General features: G+C 71.1%; 19 protein-coding genes. 10 read left to right on the forward strand and 9 right to left on the reverse strand.

Annotation, left to right across the window (positions count from 1 at the left end):
• Positions 1–23: 23 nt before the first annotated feature.
• Positions 24–1,004 (reverse strand): helix-turn-helix transcriptional regulator, encoded by a 981-nt coding sequence (locus F9B16_RS01475; RefSeq protein ID WP_151537970.1) that lies wholly within the window; start codon positions 1,002–1,004, stop codon positions 24–26.
• Between the two features lie 118 nt (positions 1,005–1,122).
• Between F9B16_RS01475 and F9B16_RS01480 the strand changes: the two genes are divergently transcribed.
• Complete coding sequence (locus tag F9B16_RS01480; protein ID WP_151537971.1) at positions 1,123–1,518, forward strand: RidA family protein; 396 nt, start codon at positions 1,123–1,125, stop codon at positions 1,516–1,518.
• Positions 1,519–1,653: 135 nt separating this feature from the next.
• Here the strand turns inward: F9B16_RS01480 and F9B16_RS01485 are convergent, their stop codons facing one another.
• From F9B16_RS01485 to F9B16_RS01495, 3 genes are all read right to left on the reverse strand, one after another.
• Positions 1,654–2,493 (reverse strand): NAD(P)H-binding protein, encoded by an 840-nt coding sequence (locus tag F9B16_RS01485; protein WP_151537972.1) that lies wholly within the window; start codon positions 2,491–2,493, stop codon positions 1,654–1,656.
• Between the two features lie 83 nt (positions 2,494–2,576).
• On the reverse strand, positions 2,577–5,678 hold the full coding sequence (locus tag F9B16_RS01490; protein WP_151537973.1) for a glycosyl hydrolase: 3,102 nt from the start codon (positions 5,676–5,678) through the stop codon (positions 2,577–2,579).
• 135 nt (positions 5,679–5,813) lie between these two features.
• Positions 5,814–6,749, reverse strand: coding sequence for a helix-turn-helix domain-containing protein (locus F9B16_RS01495; RefSeq protein WP_151537974.1), 936 nt, complete (start codon positions 6,747–6,749; stop codon positions 5,814–5,816).
• Between the two features lie 167 nt (positions 6,750–6,916).
• Between F9B16_RS01495 and F9B16_RS01500 the strand changes: the two genes are divergently transcribed.
• The gene (locus F9B16_RS01500) at positions 6,917–7,750 is read left to right on the forward strand and encodes a mycofactocin-coupled SDR family oxidoreductase (protein ID WP_151537975.1); all 834 of its coding nucleotides are present in this window, start codon (positions 6,917–6,919) and stop codon (positions 7,748–7,750) included.
• Positions 7,751–7,766: 16 nt separating this feature from the next.
• Positions 7,767–8,570 carry a mycofactocin-coupled SDR family oxidoreductase gene (locus F9B16_RS01505; RefSeq protein WP_151537976.1) on the forward strand — a complete coding sequence of 268 codons (804 nt, stop codon included), beginning with the start codon at positions 7,767–7,769 and terminating at the stop codon, positions 8,568–8,570.
• 12 nt (positions 8,571–8,582) lie between these two features.
• On the opposite strand, the gene F9B16_RS01510 is transcribed toward F9B16_RS01505, so the two are convergent.
• Together F9B16_RS01510 and F9B16_RS01515 are read right to left on the reverse strand one after the other, a co-directional pair.
• On the reverse strand, positions 8,583–9,251 hold the full coding sequence (locus F9B16_RS01510) for a TetR/AcrR family transcriptional regulator (protein WP_151537977.1): 669 nt from the start codon (positions 9,249–9,251) through the stop codon (positions 8,583–8,585).
• A 93-nt stretch (positions 9,252–9,344) separates the two neighbouring features.
• The gene (locus F9B16_RS01515; RefSeq protein ID WP_151537978.1) at positions 9,345–10,109 is read right to left on the reverse strand and encodes a carboxymuconolactone decarboxylase family protein; all 765 of its coding nucleotides are present in this window, start codon (positions 10,107–10,109) and stop codon (positions 9,345–9,347) included.
• Between the two features lie 192 nt (positions 10,110–10,301).
• On the opposite strand from F9B16_RS01515, the gene F9B16_RS01520 reads away from it, so the two are divergent.
• Positions 10,302–11,783 carry an aldehyde dehydrogenase family protein gene (locus tag F9B16_RS01520; protein WP_151537979.1) on the forward strand — a complete coding sequence of 494 codons (1,482 nt, stop codon included), beginning with the start codon at positions 10,302–10,304 and terminating at the stop codon, positions 11,781–11,783.
• Between the two features lie 90 nt (positions 11,784–11,873).
• Here F9B16_RS01520 and F9B16_RS01525 read toward each other — a convergent pair whose 3' ends face one another.
• Positions 11,874–12,473 (reverse strand): TetR/AcrR family transcriptional regulator, encoded by a 600-nt coding sequence (locus tag F9B16_RS01525; RefSeq protein WP_151537980.1) that lies wholly within the window; start codon positions 12,471–12,473, stop codon positions 11,874–11,876.
• A 176-nt stretch (positions 12,474–12,649) separates the two neighbouring features.
• Between F9B16_RS01525 and F9B16_RS01530 the strand changes: the two genes are divergently transcribed.
• From F9B16_RS01530 to F9B16_RS01540, 3 genes are all read left to right on the forward strand, one after another.
• A complete protein-coding gene (locus tag F9B16_RS01530) occupies positions 12,650–13,717 on the forward strand; it encodes an FAD binding domain-containing protein (RefSeq protein WP_225991246.1) in 1,068 nt (355 codons plus the stop codon).
• Between the two features lie 91 nt (positions 13,718–13,808).
• The gene (locus F9B16_RS01535) at positions 13,809–14,645 is read left to right on the forward strand and encodes a mycofactocin-coupled SDR family oxidoreductase (RefSeq protein WP_151537981.1); all 837 of its coding nucleotides are present in this window, start codon (positions 13,809–13,811) and stop codon (positions 14,643–14,645) included.
• Between the two features lie 46 nt (positions 14,646–14,691).
• Positions 14,692–15,885 (forward strand): cytochrome P450, encoded by a 1,194-nt coding sequence (locus F9B16_RS01540; protein WP_225991247.1) that lies wholly within the window; start codon positions 14,692–14,694, stop codon positions 15,883–15,885.
• Between the two features lie 10 nt (positions 15,886–15,895).
• Here the strand turns inward: F9B16_RS01540 and F9B16_RS01545 are convergent, their stop codons facing one another.
• Both F9B16_RS01545 and F9B16_RS01550 read right to left on the reverse strand, forming a co-directional pair.
• Positions 15,896–17,137, reverse strand: coding sequence for an RNA polymerase sigma factor (locus tag F9B16_RS01545; protein ID WP_151537982.1), 1,242 nt, complete (start codon positions 17,135–17,137; stop codon positions 15,896–15,898).
• Complete coding sequence (locus tag F9B16_RS01550; RefSeq protein WP_151537983.1) at positions 17,134–17,457, reverse strand: YciI family protein; 324 nt, start codon at positions 17,455–17,457, stop codon at positions 17,134–17,136. Before F9B16_RS01550 ends, F9B16_RS01545 begins: the two co-directional genes overlap by 4 nt.
• A 402-nt stretch (positions 17,458–17,859) precedes the next feature.
• Between F9B16_RS01550 and F9B16_RS01555 the strand changes: the two genes are divergently transcribed.
• Genes F9B16_RS01555 through F9B16_RS52285 form a run of 3 tightly spaced genes read left to right on the forward strand, consistent with a single transcriptional unit; the run spans position 17,860 to position 20,409 of the window.
• Positions 17,860–18,039: a hypothetical protein gene (locus tag F9B16_RS01555; protein ID WP_151537984.1), complete on the forward strand. Its 180-nt coding sequence runs from the start codon at positions 17,860–17,862 to the stop codon at positions 18,037–18,039.
• Positions 18,036–19,526 (forward strand): aKG-HExxH-type peptide beta-hydroxylase, encoded by a 1,491-nt coding sequence (locus F9B16_RS01560; RefSeq protein ID WP_151537985.1) that lies wholly within the window; start codon positions 18,036–18,038, stop codon positions 19,524–19,526. The genes F9B16_RS01555 and F9B16_RS01560 overlap by 4 nt, the downstream gene beginning before the upstream one ends.
• 4 nt (positions 19,527–19,530) lie before the next feature.
• Positions 19,531–20,409, forward strand: a complete 879-nt coding sequence (locus F9B16_RS52285) for a hypothetical protein (RefSeq protein WP_151537986.1) — start codon at positions 19,531–19,533, stop codon at positions 20,407–20,409.
• The last annotated feature ends 79 nt before the right edge of the window (positions 20,410–20,488 follow it).

Raw genomic sequence — 20,488 nt, forward strand, 5'->3', positions numbered from 1 at the left:
CGGCCCGGCAGGGGAATCGCCCGTCAGCCCTCGGGACGGCTCGCGTAGGAGCGGGCGATCGCGGCGGCGCGGTCGCGCAGGGAGATGCGCAACCACTGCGGGGCCAGGGCCTCCGCGTTCGCGGCGAGCTGCCACAGCGCCCACTCGGCGTGTCTCCGGTCCTGGAAGGTCACCTCCAGCCGCAGCCGCCCGTCCGCCTCGGCTTCCTCGGCGAGGACGGCCAGCGCGGTGCCCGCCAGCTCCTCCCGCCGCGCCGGGTCCACCCGTACCAGCACGGTGACCTGGTCGCCGCCGGTGCGGAACCGCGTGCTGCGCTCCCGCCAGGCCCGGTCCAGGTCGACCCGGTCCGGTCGCTGCGCGGGTTCGGCGAGTTCCTCGGCGGCCAGCACACGCGACAGCCGGTAGGTGCGGTCCTCGCCGGACCGCGTGGCCAGCAGGTAGCCCTGGCCGCGAACCGTGACGAGGCCGACCGGGTCCACCGTGCGCCACTTCGGCGGCTGGCCGAAGGCCGCGTAACGGATGCGCAGCCGGTGCCCGGCGAACACCGCGCGCCGGACCTCGGCCACCACGGCGTCGGGCACCTCTTCGGTGACGAGCCGGCGCGAGAGGAGATCGGTCTCCGGGTCGATGAGCAGGCGCTGGGCCGCGCCGGCCGCCATGTCCCGATGGCCCTCGGGCAGCGCGTCGACGACCTTGAGCATGGCCGACGCGAGCGCCGAGCCGAGGCCGAACGCCTGCGCGCCGCGCCGCGATCCGGCGATCAGCAGGGCGAGGGCCTCGTCGTGGTTCAGCCCGGTGAGCTCCGTCCGGAACCCGGGCAGCAGCGCGAACCCGCCGTGCCGGCCGCGTTCGGCGTAGACCGGGACGCCCGCCGCGGACAGCGCCTCGATGTCGCGCAGCACGGTGCGGGTGGACACCTCCAGCTCGCGGGCCAGCGTGGCCGCGGACAGCCGGCCGTGCCGGCGCAGCAGCAGCACCAGCGAGACCAGCCGATCGGCGCGCATACGCGGAAAATACACGACACAGGGTGTCGTGTTTCGCTGCGAGGCTCGTCGGCACGGCGTCGAGGAAGGCCGATCGACGCCTGTGTCCCCCAACGAATCGAATGGAGCCGATGTGGCGATGGAGCGAACGGCGGTCAACCCGTGGGCGTGGTCCGTGGAGATGGGCTACAACCAGGGTGAGGTCGTCTCCGGGCAGACCCGCACCCTGTACTGCTCCGGGCAGACGGCGATGAGCGGCGACGGCAGGCCCCGGCACGCCGGTGACATGGCGGCGCAGCTGGCGCTGAGCCTCGGCAACCTGGAGGCCGTGCTCGGCGAGGCCGGCATGTCCCTCGCGAACCTCGTCCGGCTCAACGTCTACACCACCGACGTCGAGCGGCTCTTCGAGCACTACGGCGTGCTGGCGTCGCGGCTGGGCGCCGCCGGGGTGGCACCGTCCACCACGATGCTCGGCGTGACCCGGCTGGCGATCCCCGACCTGATGGTCGAGCTCGAAGGCACCGCCGTCGCGTGACGCGTACCGGCCGCCTCCGGCAAGCCTGCCGGAGGCGGCACGCGCGGCAGAGGCGGGAGAATCGCGGCACGCGATCACCCTCCCATGGCACCACCCGTAGCCATCCGCCGGCGCCGATTCATGACGGGCCGGCGTTCACCCGGTGAAGTCGCGCCGGTGGTCGACCACCCATTCGCGGTAGGTCAGCGCGGGGCGTCCCGTGAGCTGTTCGACGGTGCGCGTGACCTTCTCCGGCTTCTTGGTCATCTCCAGCATGCCCTCTAGCGTGGCGTCGACGGCCTCGGGCGGCAGCCAGGACAGGAACTGCCGCCTGGCCTCCTCCACGGAGAGCTCTTCGAAGCGCAGCGGCCGCCCGATGACCTCGCCGATGATCCGCACCCGCTCCGCCTGGCTCAGCGCCTGCGGCCCGGTCAGCTCGTAGACGGCGCCGGCGTGCCCGTCGTCCAGCAGCGCCCGCACGCCCGCGGCGGCCAGGTCGGCCTCGTGCACCAGCGATCGGCGCCAGCCGCCGAACGGCTCGCGCACCACACCGCCGTCCCGGATGCCCCCCGCCCAGGCCAGGTCATTGCCGGCGAACCCGCCGCCGCGCAGGAACGTCCACTCCGCACCCGACTCCTTGATCAACCGCTCGAGCCGTCCGTGGGAGTCGAGCACGGGGCCACGGCCGGGCGTACCCGCGCCTATCGCCGACAGGTAGACCACACGCCGTGCCCGTGCCGCCAGCCGCCGCACCACCTCCGGTGCGGCGGCGTCGGCGGCCAGCGTCGGCCAGACCAGGAACACCTTGTCCACCCCGTCCAGCGCCGCGTCCAGGGAACCCGGATCCGCCAGGTCGCCCCGGACCATCTCCACGCCGTCGGGCAGGCCCGCCGCCTCCGGGACGCGTGCCAACGCTCGAGCCTCGACACCCGCCTCGTGCAGCTGCGCCACCACTTGCCCGCCGACCTTCCCGGTCGCTCCCGTCACCAGAATCATGGAAGAGACGCTATGGCCTGCGGAAACGGACGGCATCAGTCATCTGACCGGGATGATGACCCGGGACGACGGCTGCATTCCGCTCAGCGCAGTGGGGATTCGGCGTAAGGGGTCAGGACGACGGGGCCCAAGAGGCCGGTTCGCTGTTCAGGTGCGCGGTAGGTGGCGCCGCCGCTCGCGTGGACGGCGTTGTAGAGGGTGGTCGAGACGGTGACGGTGATGGTGTTGGCGCCAGGGTGCAGCCGACGGCCGAGGTCGACGCGGCTGATGTCGCTCTGGTCGATGCCGTCGACGGCCTGGCCGTTGACCTCCACCCGCACGGTGTCGACCGCCTTTCCGAGGTCCAGGTAGGCGCCGTTTCGGCTGGTCCAGTCGTTGGGCAGCGTGACGGTGGTGGTGTAGGCGCCGATGCCGGAGACGTGGTTCAGGCCGGTGATCTCGTTCCAGGGCTGCAGGGCACCGCCCTGCCCGGCGGTCAACTGGATTGGCGGCAGCGTGGACTTGGTGGTCTCGGCCTGGCCCGCTCCAGGCGTCCAGGACTGTGCGGACAGCCGCCAGGACGTCAGGGTCCGCTGAGGTGCGACGTTCTTGATGACGGTGGAGGCCTTGCGGCCGTTGTCCAGGGCGGCGGTGTAGGTGCCGGCGCCGGTGGCTCGCGCCAGGAGTGAGCCGTCCCCGTTGTAACGGACGTCGGTCGTCGCGGTGACGGCGTGCCGCGTGCCCGGCTTGGCGCCGTAGTCCTTGCTGGTCACCGCGATGACGGTGACGCCGTACGGGGCGAGCTTCGCTGGGATCCTGACGGAGTCGCGGTCCTTGGAGTAGGCGGCGATCGGGTCGATGGTGCCGCTCCAGCTATCGAGCTGGTAGGGCCGTCCGGTGCCGTTGAGGGAGATCATGGTGTCGACTCGTGAGGCGGACCGGTTGTAGATGAAGTAGTAGTCGGTGCCGTCGGCATTCCGGTGCACCGTCTCGAGCGCGCCCGACGACGAGGCCGCTTTGGCATCGGGACGAAGGCCGGCGTTGTCCAGTGCGCCGGGCAGCTCGGCTTCGTTCGCGAGCCGCCGGACGCTCGGCTGGCGCAGCAACTGCGCGGTCAGCGCTTTGACACGGGCATCCTGGCCGGTGGCGCCGGGGGCGGCCGATGGGGCCGCGCCGATCACGAAGACGGGCAGGCCCCGGCGGGCGAGGGCGAGGATGCGCTGGGCCGCGTCGGCGGTGATCGTGGCCTGGTTGTTCAGGACGAGGCCCTTGTAGGCGGCTCCGTCGGGGAAGAGGCGGTGGCCTTCGTAGGGGGCGCCGGCAAGGGTGCCAGGTGTCACGTATTCGTAGGTGTAGCCCGCGGCGGCGGTGGCCGAATCGACGCCGAGCATGTGCGCCGGTGCCTCCTGGGGGCTGACGCTCTGCCCGGCGAGGCCGAGGTCCTGGTAGTAGACGGCGAGGTCGAGGCGCGGCCTTCCCTGCCGCAGGACGAGCTGGAGCCGGGAGAGGTGGTCGTTGACGGAGCGGTAGTCCTGCCATTGCGGGACGCGCGGCCCGAACAGCTCCCCCACGTTGAGGTAACCGCGAATGTTCCACGGGTTGTAGCCGGGCCACGCACCGCCCTCGCCGGGGTTCGGTGAGGCGAGCCCCGCCGGTGCGTCCTTGTAGGCGAAGCCGTGCCAGACGACCTGGGTGACGCCGCCGGCGAACGCCTTGTAGGCGGTGTCGAGGTTGCCGTTCTGGGCGTCGCCGTTGACCCACGGCTGGTCGGACGTGAGATCCTGGTTGAGGTCGCGGCCGGCGACGGTGGACCGGTACGCGCCGTTGAAAACGGCGCAGCATTCGGTCGATATCCGCGTCGTGCCGACGGTGTGGGCGCCGCCTGCGAGCACCTTGTAGTCCTGTTCGGCGCCATAGGCGTTGGGGCTGCCGAAGTTGAGCGACTCCCCTTCGGGGATGCCCGTCACCTGGGCGGCCTTGCCGGTCTCGATGGGGTTGCCGTAGGGCTGGGCGCGGTAGACGAGCCCGTGCGACTCGGCCCAGTGCTGCAGGCCGGTGACGTACCGGTCGATATAGAGGTCGCTCCAGGTCTGGCGGTAGTCCTGCCGGTAGCGGGCTCCGCTGCCGTCGCCGAAGTCGAACCCCGGCGTCGCCGTTCCCTGGGCGCCGATGCCGGTGAGGGCCGGCAGCGCGTCGACGACGGAGTACCCGCGGCGCTTGGTGAACTGGCTCGCAAAGTCCCACGTCCAGAGCTGGTTGGACCCCATCTCCAGGGAGTCCTCGAAGATGGAGCCGCGCCCGTCCATCCGGTCGAGGAGCCGCTGCGTCGCGGGAGTGAAGATCGCCGAGTTCCAGAAGGAGGCGACCGCCTTCGCTCCGGTGCCGCTCAGATGGTCGACGACGTAGTTCGGCGACGTCGCGGACAGGGCGGTCTTCGTCAGGCCGTCCGCCGTCTGGTAGAAGGCGAGCAACGCCCAGGTGCCCGTTCCGGCGGGCGCGGTCCAGGTCAGCTCGCCGTTCTTCACCTGCCCGGTCAGGTCGGTGACCGTCGAGCGGTCCAGCTTCCGCGAAGCGCCTTCGGGGAGAGGACATCCGTCCTCGGTGCACCTGGCGGCGGCGACCGCGACGAGCGTCGTCCTCGCTCCGGCCGGCACGCTCGTTCCGGGAGCCGGCAGGCTCCCCTGGAAGGCCTCCCCCGCCTTCACGAACGCCGAGCCGTACACCAGCTGCTGAGCGGCCGCCGGATCGTTGACGTCCTTCACGGTGGGCACGGTCGGCGGGTAGTGCGGGCCCATGTTCTGGTCCACGGTCAACCCGTACTTGTTCGCCTCGGTGAGGATGACCTGCAGCTTGTGCGTCCACAACGCGGTGCCCCAGCCGTAGGTCTTCAGGAAGCCGGCGTCCTGGTTCCCGGCGCCCGGCACACCGAAGGGCGCCACTTCCACCCCGCCCGCGCCGGAGTCCGCGATCTGCTTGACCTCCGCGCGCAGTTCGCCGTCGTCGGTGTCGGCGAGCGGCACCCACCACCGGTACTTGGGCCGGACGGCCGCGGGCGGGTTCCGGAAGGCGGCGGCCGTCAGGGACGGGACGCGATCCGAGGTGGCGGCGGGCGTCCCCGGCGGGGCCGCGGCGACGGCACCGGCCGTCAGCGCGATGCTCATGCCGGCGGCCGTCATGGCTGCGACCAGCACCTTGGCGGTTGTCACGGGGCCACTCCTTATTAAAACGTTTTAATGGCCGGGCGTGCCGAACGGGTGTTCAGCAGACGGGGAGGGCCATGTCTAACACCTGCGGCGAAAGGCCGTCAACAGGTCCCGTGCCGGAACGGTCGCGCCCGGGACTCAACCGCCGATCGCGTCGGCGGGCTCGCTCGCGGCGCGATGCGCGTCCCGGCGCGGTACACGACCCCGCGACTGGCGCGTCGCGATCCCGGCCGCCTGGACCAGCCGGCGGCCGAGGGCCAGGACCCGGTCGACGCGGACCGGTTCCCCGGACCCGGTGACGCTGAGCGTCAGCAGCGCGCGGGCGCTCGGGTCGAAGATCGGCGCGGCGATCGCCTTGAACACGATCTCGTCGGAGCCCGGCAGGCCGTCGAAGAGCACGAGCATCTCGTCGGTCGCGCGCAGCACCTCGCGGAGGTTCTGCTCGGCGCCGTCATCGGTCGGTTCGGCGCGGACCCGGCTCATGGCCTCGATCACGGCCGGCGCCGCGATCGCGGACGTGGCGACGCTGAAGCCGTGGTCTCGCACCTGGGCGAGGATGCGCCGGTAGAGGGCGTCGAGGGGCGGCCCGACGGCGCCGCGCTCCAGCCAGGCCGAAACGGCCTCGTCGTCGGCCCACGCCAGGAACGGCGCGCCCATCGGGGCGAGCAACGGCGACCGGTCGCCGGGGTAGCCGATGCCGGAGGCGGCCGGTTCCGGCCCCCGCTGGGCGAGGATGACGACGTCCCGCCCGGCGACGGCCGTCACGCCGACCTCGCATTCGAGTTCGGCGGCGAGCACTTCGGCCTGGGCGATGGCGGCGCCGATCGACGGGTGCCGCTCCAGCGCGGCGAAGCCCGTCGCCGCCAGCGCCGGACCGAGCACGTACGTGCGGTGCACGGGGTCCCGCAGGACGAATCCGCAGTCGCTCAGCACGGCCAGCGTGGCGTGGGCGGAGGCGATGTTCATCCCGAGGTGCCGGGCGAGCTCGCTGATCGTGAAGCCCTGCAGGGGATGCGCGGTGAGGAAGGAGATGATCGTCGCCGCGCGGGTGGACGCAGGCGCAGGACGAGCCATGCAGCACAACCTACCGGATTCCGGAGCGCACCCGGACTGTTGACTGCAAAGAACTTTTTGTTATAGCAATGCCGAGGAGAGATCGGATCGGTTCGATCAGCGGCCGCGACGCAGGGACGGAAGCGCGTCGCCGCGCGCCGGCGTGGAGCGGGAAGGGCCGGGAAGCAGTGGGACAACTGGACGGCAAGGTCGCCTTCATCACGGGTGCGGCACGCGGGCAGGGGCGCAGCCACGCGGTCCGCCTCGCCGGCGAGGGCGCGGACATCATCGGCGTCGACATCTGCGCGGACATCCCCGCCAACAGCTACGCGATGGGCACCCGCGAGGAGCTGGCCGAGACGGAGTCGCTGGTCAAGGAGCAGGGACGGCGGATGATCGGGGCCGTCGCCGACGTGCGCGACTTCCACGGGCTGCGGGCGGCGCTGGACGCGGGCGTGGCCGAGCTGGGCCGGCTCGACATCGTCTGCGCCAACGCGGGCATCGCCCCCATGGCGTTCCGCGAGCTGACCATCGAAGAGGAGCTCGAGCACTGGGAGGCCGTCGTCGGCGTCAACCTGTCGGGGACGTTCAACACCGTGAAGGCGGCGATGCCGCACCTGATCGAGGGCGGCCGCGGCGGCTCGGTCATCATCACCAGCTCCACCACCGGGCTGCGCGGCTTCGGCGGCACGCAGGGCGGCGGGGTCGGGTACGCCGCGTCCAAGCACGGGGTGGTCGGGCTGATGCGGACGTTCGCCAACGCCCTGGCGCCGCACAGCATCAGGGTGAACACGGTGCACCCGACCGCGGTCCGGACGATGATGGCGGTCAACCCGGGCATGACCGAGTGGCTCGAGCAGAACCCCGAGGGCGGCGGGCCGCACCTGCAGAACCCGATGCCGGTCGACATGCTGGAGCCCGGCGACATCAGCGACGCCGTCGCGTTCCTGGCCTCCGACCAGGCCAGGTTCATCACCGGTGTGGCGATGCCGGTCGACGCCGGCTTCTGCAACAAGCTCTGACGGGACGGGCGACACGATGGCTGGAAGAGCGGCGGGAAAGCGCGTCCTGGTCACCGGGGCGGCGCGCGGGATGGGGCGCAGCCACGCGCTGCGCCTGGCCGAGGAGGGCGCCGACCTGATCCTGGTCGACCTGTGCGAGTCGCCGCCCGGGCTGGAGTACGCGCTGTCCACCAAGGACGACCTCGACGAGACCGCGCGCCTCGTGCGCGGACACGGCCGCCACGCGGTGGCGGCGGTGGCCGACGTCCGCGACGCCGCGGCGATGCGCAAGGCCGTCGCGGACGGGGTGGCCGAACTCGGCGGGCTGGACGCCTCGGTGGCCAACGCGGGCGTGCTCACCGCCGGCACCTGGGACACCACCACGCCCGAGCAGTGGCGTCTCGTCCTCGACGTCAACCTCATCGGCTCGTGGAACACCTGCGTCGCCGCGATCCCGCACCTGATCGAGCACGGCGGCAGCCTGGTCAACATCAGCTCCGCCGCCGGCATCAAGGGAAGCCCGCTCACGACGCCCTACACCGCGTCCAAGCACGGCGTGGTCGGGATGAGCCAGGCGCTGGCCAACGAGCTGGCGGCGCAGAACATCCGCGTCAACACCGTCCACCCCACCGGGGTGGCGACCGGCATGGCGCCGGCCTCGCTGCACGGCCTGCTCGCCGAGAAGCGCCCCGACCTGGCGCCCATCTACGCCAACGCGCTGCCGGTCCCGATGGTCGAGGCGCGGGACGTGAGCAACGCCGTCCTGTTCCTCGTCTCCGACGAGTCCCGGCATGTCACCGGCATGGAGTTCAAGGTCGATGCGGGTGTCACCATCAGGTAGCCCAGCCCGGGCTTACAGATACGGCAGCCAGGTCGTGCCGGGCGAGGCGTCCTCAAGGGCGGCGAGCGCGGCCGGTGACGCCGGAGCCTGGAGGAATCCGAGGAGGCCGTCGAGCAGGTCGGCGACGTGCAGCGCGAACGGCACGACCGGATAGCCGTTCACCCGCGCCCGTTCGCGGTCGGACGCGGCCTCGACGCCGAACGACACGACCTGGCCGATGCGGTGCTCCCGCAGCGGCTCGGGGAGGTGCGGGAGCAGCGCCGCGACGCGCTCGCCGAACTCGCGCGTGGACGCCTGGAACTCCTCGGGCAGCCGTCGGAACACGTCCTGGCGGTTGTGATGCCGCAGCATGCTGACGAAGGTGAGGTACCTGCTGTCCTCCCGCTCGCCCTGCTCCAGAAGCGGGAGGACATAGCATTCGACCCACGAACGCAGATCGCGCGGACGGTATCGGGCGATGAGCATCCGGCGCCGCTCGTGGATGTCGGGCAGGCGATGCTCGCAGATCGCCTGGAGCAGGAGTTCCTTGGTCCCGAAGTGGTATTGGACCGCCGACTTGTTCCCGTTGCCGGCTTCGGCGCCGATCTGGCGGAGCGATACGCCGTCAATTCCGTGCTGCGCGAAGAGCCGTTCGGCGGCGCGAATTATCTCCGCCTTCGTGGAAGACGTCGAGACCGACATGGACACCATGGATCACCCGCGGGAGGGAAGTCGACTGCGTTCTCATGCGTTTCCGGCGACGCCCATCGTAGAAGGACGGGTGCGCCCCGAGCGTCAGCGGGTCCTTTCGGCCCAGATCGCGTCGGCGGTGCTCCCGAGCGCCTCGCCCTTGGCGAAGCCGTAGTAGGCGGCGAACTGCAGGACGATCTCGTCCATCTCCTCCTTGGAGACGTCGCCGGAGTTCAGCGCGGCACCGACGTGCGACCGCAGCGGCGTGGGCGAGTCGCAGACGGCGACGCTCGCCACGGTGATGATGCGGCGTTCGCGTCGGGTGAGGCCGGGGCGCTGCCAGACGTGCCCGAAGACGAAGTTGAGGATTCCGGCGTGGATGTACGGCGTCTCGGGCCTGGGCGCCTGGATGAGGTTGACGTCGACGAACTCCTCCACGCCGCGCTTGATGCGCTCGTCCCGGTCCTCGATGCCCAGGGTGTCGTTACCGAGGAGCGGCAACGGCCCGGGCTCCTCTCCGCGCTCCCGGAGGATGCGGGCCCACTGCCGGCGGATCACCCCTTCGATGTGCGAGGCCTTCGGCCAGCCGCAGTAGACGGCGAACTGCAGCACGAACTCCAGCATCGCCTCCAGTTCGATGTCGCCGCTGTTGAGGGCCGCGTAGACGTGCTCGTCGATCGGCTCGGGCGCGTCCGCCGCGCCGACGCAGGTCAGCGTCACCCATCGGCGGTCCCGCCGGCTCAGCCCGGGTCGCGGCCACACCTCGCCGAACACGAAATCGCGGGCCGCCGCCTCGAGCGGGGTGGCCGGTGCGGGCGCCTCGCGCGTCATGACCTCGCGATACGTCCTGTCTGCGGGTGCGTCGCCCATGCCAAATCCTCCGGCCGGCCGTTCGGAATTCGGACGGCTTAACTTTAAGTCACTGGACTTTCTCCGGCAAGGTGTGCTTCGATCCGATCGTCAGTGGTAGCGACGTTCTCATGATCGCAAACTCTCCTCTCCAAGCGTCCGGCCACAGATGCCGGACGGGCCGCGCCGTTATGGACAAGGCGGGATCCCGCGATGACCACACCCCCGACCACCTCGGACGACCTCGGCGTCACCGGACCGCTCATCGACGGCACCTGGCTCGACCGCCCGGACCTGGACACGGCGGATCACATCAATCCCGCCACGGCCCGGGTGAACGGCACCGTCATGTTCAGCGGGCCACGGGAGGTGGACGCGGCGGTCAGCGCGGCCAAGGCCGCATTTCCCGCATGGCGGGCGATGTCACCCGACAAGCGCCGGCGCATCCTGCAGCGGATCGAGGAGTTGATGGAGGCCCGCCTCCCCGAACTCGCCCGCCTCACCACTCTGGAGATCGGCGCCCCGGCGGTGATATCCGGGGCGCTCGCGCATCTCTGCGCCGGCTGGTTCGGCTATTACGCGGGCTGGGCGGACAAGATCGAGGGGGCGACGATCCCCCTGAGCCCCGTGCTCAACACGGGCTTCGACTTCACGCTCCCCGAGCCGTACGGCGTCGTCGGGATCATCGTGACGTGGAACGGGCCGATCACGTCGATCGGCATGAAGGTGGCGCCCGCGCTGGCCGCGGGCAACTGCGTGGTCGTCAAGACGTCCGAGCTCGCCCCCTACACGGTGGCCCGGTTCGCGGAGATCGCTCTTGAGGCCGGTCTTCCTCCCGGGGTCCTGCACGTCCTGCCGGGCGGCGCGGAGGCCGGCGACCGGCTGGTGCGGCATCCGGACGTCGGGAAGATCTCCTTCACGGGCGGGATCCCCACCGCGAAGAAGATCCTGGACGCCGCCCGGCACACGGTGAAACCGGTCGTGCTGGAACTGGGCGGCAAGTCGGCGAACGTGGTCTTCCCCGACGCCGACCTCGACGAGGCCGTCGCCCTGACCGTGCGCTCCTGCTACAACATCGCCGGCCAAGGCTGCAATCTCACCACCCGGATGCTGGTACACCGCGAGGTGTACGACGACGTGGTCGAGTCGACCCGCCGGCGCGTCGCGGGCCTGCGCGCGGGCGATCCGTTCGAGCCGAGCACCGCCGTCGGCCCCGTGATCGACGCGGCATCTCGGGACCGCGTCCTCGGTGTGATCGGCCGGGCCAGGAAGGACGCACGGGTGGTGATCGGCGGCCGCGCCGTGGATCGGGCCTCGCTGCCGCCGCACGTCCGCGACGGCTACTTCGTCGAGCCGACGGTCCTCGCCGACGTGGATCCGGCGAGCGAGGCCGCCCGCCAGGAGATCTTCGGCCCGGTGCTGTCGATCCTTCCCTTCGGGAGCGAGGCGGAGGCGGTCGACCTGGCCAACTCGACCCCCTATGGCCTGGGCACCTACCTCCAGACCCGGGACGTGTCACGGGTGCACCGGATCGTGCCGCTGCTCCAGTCGGGCAGCGTGCACGTCAACGGCGTCTCCGGTCAGCCGCCCGGTGCGCCGTTCGGCGGCTACAAGCAGAGCGGCATCGGACGAGAGGGAGGCCGGGAAGGGCTCTTCGAGTTCCTTCAGACCAAGAACGTCTTCATCCATGCGTGACATGCGGTCGATGCGCCCCCGCGCACCGCCGGGCGTGGCGCTTCACGCCGAGGCAGGCGCCCGCACCTCGACCTCCCGCCCTCGAACGGTTCACTCCGCGTCCTGGACGGGAGCGCCGTCGATCTTCCGCAGGTACTCCTCGACGAGGGCCAGGGCTTCGTCATGGCCCACGGTGAGCCCCATGGCGTCCTCAATCGTGAGCGCTCGGGAAACCGTCGATATCAGAACGGTCAGAGCGAGCGGAGGCAGCGTCTCGGGGTCGATTCCGCGCGCCTTCAAATAATCGGCGACCGCCTTTCTTTGGAGTTCGCGGGCCCGTTCGGCATAACCGACCAGCTCGGCGCGCACCGCCTTGCGGTGATTCGACAGCGCGATGAACTCGACGTTCAGCGTCGCTCCCCGGGGATGGCTGTTGTAGGCCCACAGGGAGCGCAGCAGCCCGCCGGACTCCAGCGCGCGCTCCTGCGCCTCCAGCTCCTGCTCGGAGCGCCTGCGGATCAGGGCGACGAACAGGTCGTCCAGGGTCCGGAAGTAGTAGTGGATCAGGGCCGGCGTGACGCCGGCCTCCCGGGCCACGCGCCGGATCCCGACGGCGGCGTAGCCCTCCTCCAGCATCAGCCGTTCGGCGATGTCCAGGAACCGCAGCCGGGTTTTGGAATTCTCCGGTCCCATACGGCGAGGCGAAGTCATGTCCCCTTCTCCTTGACGGCCCGCAGAGCGGGTGTTAAACAGTCGTTTAGCAGAGATCGTGGCGCCATCCGCCCCCTTCCCGCCATCGGCCTCCGAGAAGAACGGAGAAGCTGCTCGATGGAAGTCGACACGCCTTTCCCCGCCGGTCCGTCCGCAGAGCCCGAGGACGTCCGCGCATGGGCGGACCGGTGAGCGGGCACGGGGCCGGCGGACGGGCGGCCTGCCCCGACGCGGGGCTCCCCTTCAACCCGAACGCGGTGGAGGGACACTGCGCCTACGGCGGGGACGGCAACCCCCTCACCACGACCTTCATGGCCTACCTCCCGCCCACCACCACCGAGGTGCCCACCCTAGAGTACGGACACCTGAAGTCCCCGGGAGCGTTCGAACACCACGTCCCGACGACCCTCGAAGAGGCGGTCGCGCTTCTCGCCGAGCTGGGCGAGGACGCCAAGGCCATCGCCGGCGGGCAGAGCCTCGTCCCCATGCTCGTCCGGCGGATGGCGGTCTTCGGCCACCTGGTCGACCTGCGCTACGTGCCGGGCCTGCGCGGCATCGAGCGCCGCAACGGATCGCTGTGGATCGGCGCGGGCACGACGCAGGCCGCGATCCAGTGGTCCGGCGAGGTCTCCGGCGCCGTCCCGCTGCTGGCCCGCGCCACTCCCCTGATCGGCCACTTCCGGATCCGCAGCCGCGGCACCATCGGCGGGTCGCTCGCCCACGCCGACGCCGCCGCCGAGTACCCCGCGGTGGCGCTGGCCCTCGACGCCCGGCTGGAGACGTTCTCGCCCCGGGGACGGCGGACGATCCCCGCCACCCTGTTCTTCACCGGGCTGTGGAGCACCGACCTGGCGGAGGACGAGCTGCTCACCGGGATCACTTTTCCCGTCCGGAGCGCCCGCAGCGGGTTCGCGGTCGAGGAGTTCGCCCGCCGGTACGAGGACTTCGCCTTGGCGGGCGCCGCCGTCGCCGTCGAACTCGACGAGGACGCCCGGATCCGGCGCTGCGGCATCGGCCTGTTCGGGCTCGGCCCGACCGCACGGCGGGCTCCGGCCGCGGAGGCCGCCGCGACCGGCGGGGAGGCCGCCGCGATCGACGCCGCCGATGTCGGGCGCACCGCCATGTCCGAACTCGCGTCCGTCCCGTCGGACCTGCACGGATCCGCCGCCTACCGCACGCGCGTCGGCGCGGTCATGGTCGCGCGGGCCTGGCGGAGGGCCGTTGAGGAGGCCAAGGGTGACTGAGGCCGCCATCGGGACGAAACCGGACGATCCACAACCACGCCGTCGCCTTCGTCGCCTGGACGAGGGCCGCGAGCCGAGAAAGAGGGACAGCATGCCCGGAAGAGTCGAAGGCAAGGTCGCGTTCATCACCGGCGCCGCCCGCGGTCAGGGCCGCAGCCACGCCGTGCGCCTCGCCGAGGAGGGCGCCGACATCATCGCCGTCGACGTCTGCAAGCAGATCGACAGCGTGCCCACGCCGATGTCCACCCCCGAGGACCTGGAGGAGACGGTCGCGCAGGTGGAGAAGGCGGGCCGGCGCGTCCACGCCGTCCAGGCCGACGTCCGCGACTACGACGCGCTGAAGGCGGCGGTCGACGAAGGAGTGAGCCGGTTCGGCCGGCTCGACGTCATCCTGGCCAACGCCGGACTCGCCGCCGCAGGCGACGCCATCGAGAAGATGAGCGAGAAGCTGTGGCGCGACTCGATCGACGTCAACCTCACCGGCGTCTGGCAGACCGTCAAGGCCGCCGTCCCGCACGTCATCGAGGGCGGACGCGGCGGCGCGATCGTGCTGACCAGCTCCGTCGGCGGGCTGAAGTCCCACCCGAACATCGGCAACTACATCGCCTCAAAGCACGGCGTGGTGGGGCTGATGCGCAGCATGGCGGTCGAGTTCGCGCAGCACAACATCCGCGTCAACTCCGTCCACCCCACTCAGGTCAACAGCCCGATGCTGATGAACGACATGACCTACCGGATGTTCCGGCCCGACCTGGAGAACCCGACCGCCGAGGACATGGCGCCGATCTCGCAGATGATGAACACCCTCCCGGTCCCGTGGGTCGAGCCGGTGGACGTCAGCAACGCGATCCTCTTCCTGGTCTCGGACGAGGGCCGCTACGTCACCGGCGTCCCCCTGCCGATCGACGCCGGCGCATTGCTCAAGTAGGCGGACGGAACCGCCACGACCCGCGCGATACAGGGAGGTGCGAAAGGTGGAGACCGGCGGCGAGATCTACTGGGACCCCTACGACGCAGGCATCGCTCAGAACCCGTACCCGATCTACCGTCGGCTCCGGGAAGAGATGCCGCTGTACTACAACGAGAAATACGACTTCTACGCGGTCACCCGGTTCGCCGACTGCGAGCGCGGGCTGCCGGACTGGCGGACGTTCTCCTCGTCCCGCGGAGACATCCTGGAGATCATCCAGTCGGGCTACGAGATCCCGTCGGGCACCCTCATCTTCGAGGACCCGCCCATCCACGACGTCCACCGCCGGCTGCTCTCGCGCGTCTTCACCCCGCGCCGGATCGGCATGCTGGAGCCCCAGGTAAGGAACTTCTGCACCGCGGTCCTGGACCCGCTCGCCGGCGCCGACCGCTTCGACCTCATCGAGGCCGTCGGCGCCGAGATGCCGATGCGCGTCATCGGCATGCTCCTCGGCATCCCCGAGGCCGACCAGCCCGCCATCCGCGACATGGCCGACGAGGCGCTGCGCACCGAAGACGGCCAGAAGATGCGGTTCAAGGGCGCCGAGTCCCTCACCAACGAGGCCTTCGCCGACTACATCGACTGGCGCCGCGACCACCCCTCCAACGACCTCATGACCGATCTCCTGAACGCCGAATTCGAGGACGAGAACGGGCGGACCCGCACACTCACCCGGGACGAGGTGCTGACCTACGTCAACGTCGTCTCCAACGCCGGCAACGAGACGACCGGACGGCTCATCGGCTGGATCGGCGCCGTCCTCGCCCGGCACCCCGAGCAGCGCCACGAACTCGTCGACGACCCGTCCCTCATCCGCAACGCCATCGAGGAGATCCTCCGATACGAGCCGACCGGCCACTCCATCGCCCGCTACGTCACCCGCGACGTGCAGTTCCACGGCGAGACCGTTCCGGCCGGCAGCGCCCTGCTGTTCATCGTGGGCTCCGCCAACCGCGACCACCGCCGCCACACCGACCCCGACCGCTTCGACCTCCACCGCGACATCGGCCAGCAGCTCACCTTCGGGCTCGGCGGCCACTACTGCCTCGGTGCGGCCCTGGCCCGCCTCGAAGGCAGGATCGCGATGGAGGAGATCCTCAAACGCTTCCCGACCTGGGAGGTGGACTGGGACAACGCCAGGCTCGGCCAGACCTCCACGGTCCGGGGCTGGGAGACCCTCCCCCTCATCGTCGGATGACCGGGATCCGTCACCGCAGCTGGTCGCGGCGGCGGGCCAGGTAGGCGGTCTCGGCGGTGTTGCCCGCGAGCTCGATGGCCCTGTCGTAGGCGGCGCGCGCCTCATGACCGCGGCGCAGCCGGCGCAGCAGGTCGGCGCGGGTGGCGTGGTAGGCGTGATAGCCGGCGAGCTCGCCCTCAAGGCGGTCGACGGCCGCCATCGCCACCTCCGGGCCGTCGACCTCGGCGACCGCGATCGCCCGGTTGAGTGCGATGACCGGGGACGCGTCGAGGCGGACGAGCTGGTCGTAGAGGGCGAGGACCTGCGACCAGTCGGTGTCGCGCATGTCGCGGGCGGAGGTGTGCACGGCGTTGATCGCCGCGAGGATCTGGTAGCGGCCCGGAGCGACCCCGCCCGCGGCAGCGGCGAGGCGCTCGCGCACCAGCCGGTGCCCCTCGGCGATCAGCGCCGCGTCCCAGGCACCGCGGTCCTGCTCGGCCAGGGGGACGAGCTCGCCGCCGGCGGAGACCCGGGCGCTGCGGCGGGCCTCGGTCAGCAGCATCAGCGCCAGCAGCCCGGCCGCCTCGCCGTCGCCGGGCAGCAGGGCCCGGACCAGGCGGGTGAGCCGGATCGCCTCGGTGGTCAGGTCGGCGCGCACCGGGTCGGTGCCGGGGCCGGACGCCAGGTAGCCCTCGTTGAACACGAGATACAGGACGGCGAGCACGCCGGACACGCGCGCCGGGAGGTCCTCGGCGGACGGCACCCGGTACGGGATGCGGGCCGCCTTGATCTTGGCCTTCGCGCGGGTGATCCGCCGCTCCATGGCGGTGTCCGCCACCAGGAAGGCGCGGGCGATCTCGGGCACGGTCAGGCCGCCGACCATGCGCAGCGTCAGCGCCACGCGGGTCTGCGCCGCCAGCGCCGGATGGCAGCAGGTGAAGATCAGCCGGAGCCGGTCGTCGTCGACGGCGCCGGCCGGCTCCGGCGGGCCGTCGTCGTGCACCATCCGGGCCTCCCTGTGCTTGTCGTCGCGCTTGCTCTCGCGGCGGATCCGGTCGATGGCCTTGCGGACGGCGGTGGTGGTCAGCCAGCCGCCCGGATTGGGCGGCACGCCGTCGTCCGGCCACCGCTGAACGGCGGTCGCGAACGCCTCGGCGGCGGCCTCCTCGGCGATGTCGAGGTCGCCGAAACGCCTGGTCAGTGAGGCGACGACCCGGGCCCACTCCTCCTGGTGGGCCCGCGTGACCGCCTCGCGGACTTCGGTACCGGTCACAGGAACGGCCGCACTTCGATCTTCCGATTGCAGGCCTTCGACCCGTCGGTGGCGAGCGCGAGCGCGACGTCGAGGTCGGCGGCCTCGATGATCCAGAAGCCGGCGAGGTACTCCTTGGACTCCAGAAAGGGCCCGTCGGTGACCAGCGCCTCCGCGCTCCGGTTGTCGACGACGGTGGCCGTGTCGGGCGCGGCGAGGCCGCCGGCGAAGACCCAGTTGCCCTCCGCCTGGAGCCGTTCGTTGAACACGTCGATCGCGGCGTCCTCCTCCGGGGTGGCGAGGGTGGGCCGGTCGTGGATCACGGAGAACAGGTACCGCATCTGAAGGTCATCTCCTCTGGTGCCGGGCGGAGCGGTCCACCGGTCATTTCTTTGGCGACCTTTCCAGGACGCTACCGGGCCGGGCGAGGCCGACGCGCCGGCCTGCGCCGCCGCCCGTGCGCCGCCGCCCGTGCGCCGCCGCCCGGAACCGGAACACCATTCGGTGCGGAACGGGGCCGGCGAGAACTTGAATATCCGAAGGTTTTCCGGCACCGAAGAATTCGATCTCCCTTTGGATCATCGAACGGATCTTGGCGCTGGAAGATCAGTGCCGGATGCGGCCATAATCGTCGTTGACACCGGTCGAGACGCCGTCTTACGCTCATACTCCTGAGAGGGACCAGGAAAGCATTCCCATGGAAATGCCACGGCTCCTCTCCGCACGACACAAGGAGGCAGCACATGCCCGAGAATTCCCCTCGCAGCGGCCGTCGGCGCGTATTCCTCACCGACGAGCAGCTCGAGAGGCTGCAATTGTCCGCCGAGGAGATGGCGCTGGCCGAGCGCGACGCCGGCCACCACCACCACGACGACGAGGCCGAGACCGAGCCCGAAACCGAGCCGGAGACCGAGCCGGCGTGAACCCCGGAGACCGGGCCGGAAAGGCCGCCGGACCCGGCGGCCTTCCGGCGGATCCGATCGCCCGCGACCTCGAGAAGGCCTTCGCGAGCGACCCGGGTTTCGGAGACAGCGGCTACATTCGCGATCGGCTCCGCCATTCCTACCTGCGCCGGCTGGAGAGGATCTCCGCGACGATACCGGCCGCCGCGCGGCTCCATCGGGAACTGGCGGGCACGGACATCGAGAAATGCGACCTCTTCGATGATCCCGTGCTGAGATGCGCGATCCAGCACGCCTTCGCCCGCATCGCGAACGGCAGCGCACGCGGCCTGCCCCTGGAACACTGCGCCGCACTTCTCGAGAGCATCGGCGACACCGGCGCGCGTCCGACTCTCACGGGTGCTCAGCCCCTGCGCGCGGCGGATTTCGGCGGCGCGGTTTGGCGTGAGGACGCGCCCGACGACGCGTTCGGGCACGCCTTCCGGCTCTTGGTGCGCAACGAGTACGAGGGCTCCCTCTGCACGCCGGGCGAAGCCGAGACGGCGGTCCTGGAGGACGCCGTGCGCCTGCTCGGCGAACTGCTTCCGATGCTCGCGCGCAGCGCCCTGTCCCACACGCACCTGATCGCGGTGTTCCCGCCCGAGGGCGCGTGGAAGGGCAAGGCGTCCAGCTCGCAGTTCCAGCTCAGCGGCGTCATCTTCCTGAACCGGGCGAAGCTGAGGAACCCCTGGTGGACGGCCGAGCACCTGCTGCACGAATCGCTGCACCAGAAGCTCTACGACATCCGCCGCGGGCATGCCCTGCTGCGCCCGGCCGCCGGTGCGGCGAGGATCCGGTCGCTCTGGAACACGCCCGGGACCGGCGAGCACAACCTGTGGAACACCGACCGCGCCCTCGCGGCCTTCCACGTCTACGTGCAGATCGCGCTGCTCGCGCGGGTCGCCGAGCGCTCACCGGCGGCACTGGACCGGACCTACGGGCCGCGAACGGCCGCACCCCGGATGATCGACACCGGGCGCGCGCTCGCGCGCGCCCACTACCTCGGCGAGCAGCTCCAGGACCGGCAGGACCTCGGCCCGGCCGGAACGGTCATGGTCGAATGGCTGCTCGCCCTGCTGGACGAGCTGGACCCGGCCCCTCCGCCGCCGGGCTCCTTCGTGCATCTCCTGCTGGACCGGTATCGCAAGGAGGCCAGGCTCACCGGACGAGCCGGGCCCGCCGGCGGCACCGGCCACCTCACCGCCCTCGCCATCGAGGAACTGGACGTCGCGCGCCACATCCTGTCCGCGCTTCCCGGCGCGGACGGCGGGCCGTCGATCCAGGTGCGCTGGCCGGCGGGCGAACTCGGCGGGCACTTCCGCGAGGTCCGCGAGCACATCGCCGGGACACTGTCGGACGCCTGCGCCGACGGGTTCACGCTCGCCGGGCCGTCCTCGCGGGCGGACGGGCTGGCCCGGATGATGATCGAGCGGTCGAGCCGCCGCCTGGGCGCCCTCCCGTCCCGCTGACACCATGCGGATCCTCGCGACCGTGTCGAACATGCGCAGCCTCGCGGTCGTCGTCGACCTCCGGACCCGGGAGGTCGGGCACATCCCCGTCCGGCCCGGCTTCTTCGACCCGACCATCACCGAGCGCGCGACATGCCGCCCCTTCGGCATCACATGGAGCCCCAGCGAGCTCTTCATCGTCAACAACCGGCAACTCCTCGCGTTCGGGCACGACCTGGCCTTCAGCCGCGCCGTCCCCGTGCGGCTGCAGGTCAACACGCACCAGCTCGCCTACGACGCCGGACGCGCCTGGACGGTGAGCCCCTGGACCAACTCCCTCATCGGCGTCGGCGCCGACGACACGATCGAGTTCGACCTCGCCGCGCAGACCGTCCGGCCGTACGTGGAACGCGACGCCTCTTCGGCCGACGACCGCTGGCACTACAACTCCCTGCTGTGGCACGGCGACCGGCTCTTCGTCGCGGCCCACGCCTTCGGCCCCGCGAGCTTCATCAACGTGTACGACCGGGCGACGCTCCGCCTCGTGGACGTACACCCGAACGCCGGGCATTCCATTCACGGGCTGGCCCGCCGCGACGGGGAACTGTTCTGGATAAGCACCAAGACCAAGGAGATCCGCTCGGACCAGGGCCGCCGCCTGCGCCTGCCCCGCGCCGGGTTCGCCCGCGGCTTCGCCATGACCGACGACCACTTCGTCGTCGGCGTCTCCGTCCCCTCCCCCCGCGACAAACGGCACCGCGGCGACTCATGGATCCAGGTCATCGACCATCGCGACGGCCGCCTCGTCGAGGAGGTCCCCCTTCCCGGCACGGGGAACCTGAACGACCTCCGCCTCCTGGACTCCCCCGACCACGCCCACCCCGTCCCCCCGTTCTGGCCCTGACCATCGAATTCGCGCTGGTCAGCACACCCCTGGCAGGCCCGGCCGTGAGGGCCGCGCTCGAGCGCGACAGGCGCCTTTA

This window comes from Actinomadura montaniterrae (assembly GCF_008923365.1).
GTDB lineage: Bacteria > Actinomycetota > Actinomycetes > Streptosporangiales > Streptosporangiaceae > Spirillospora > Spirillospora montaniterrae.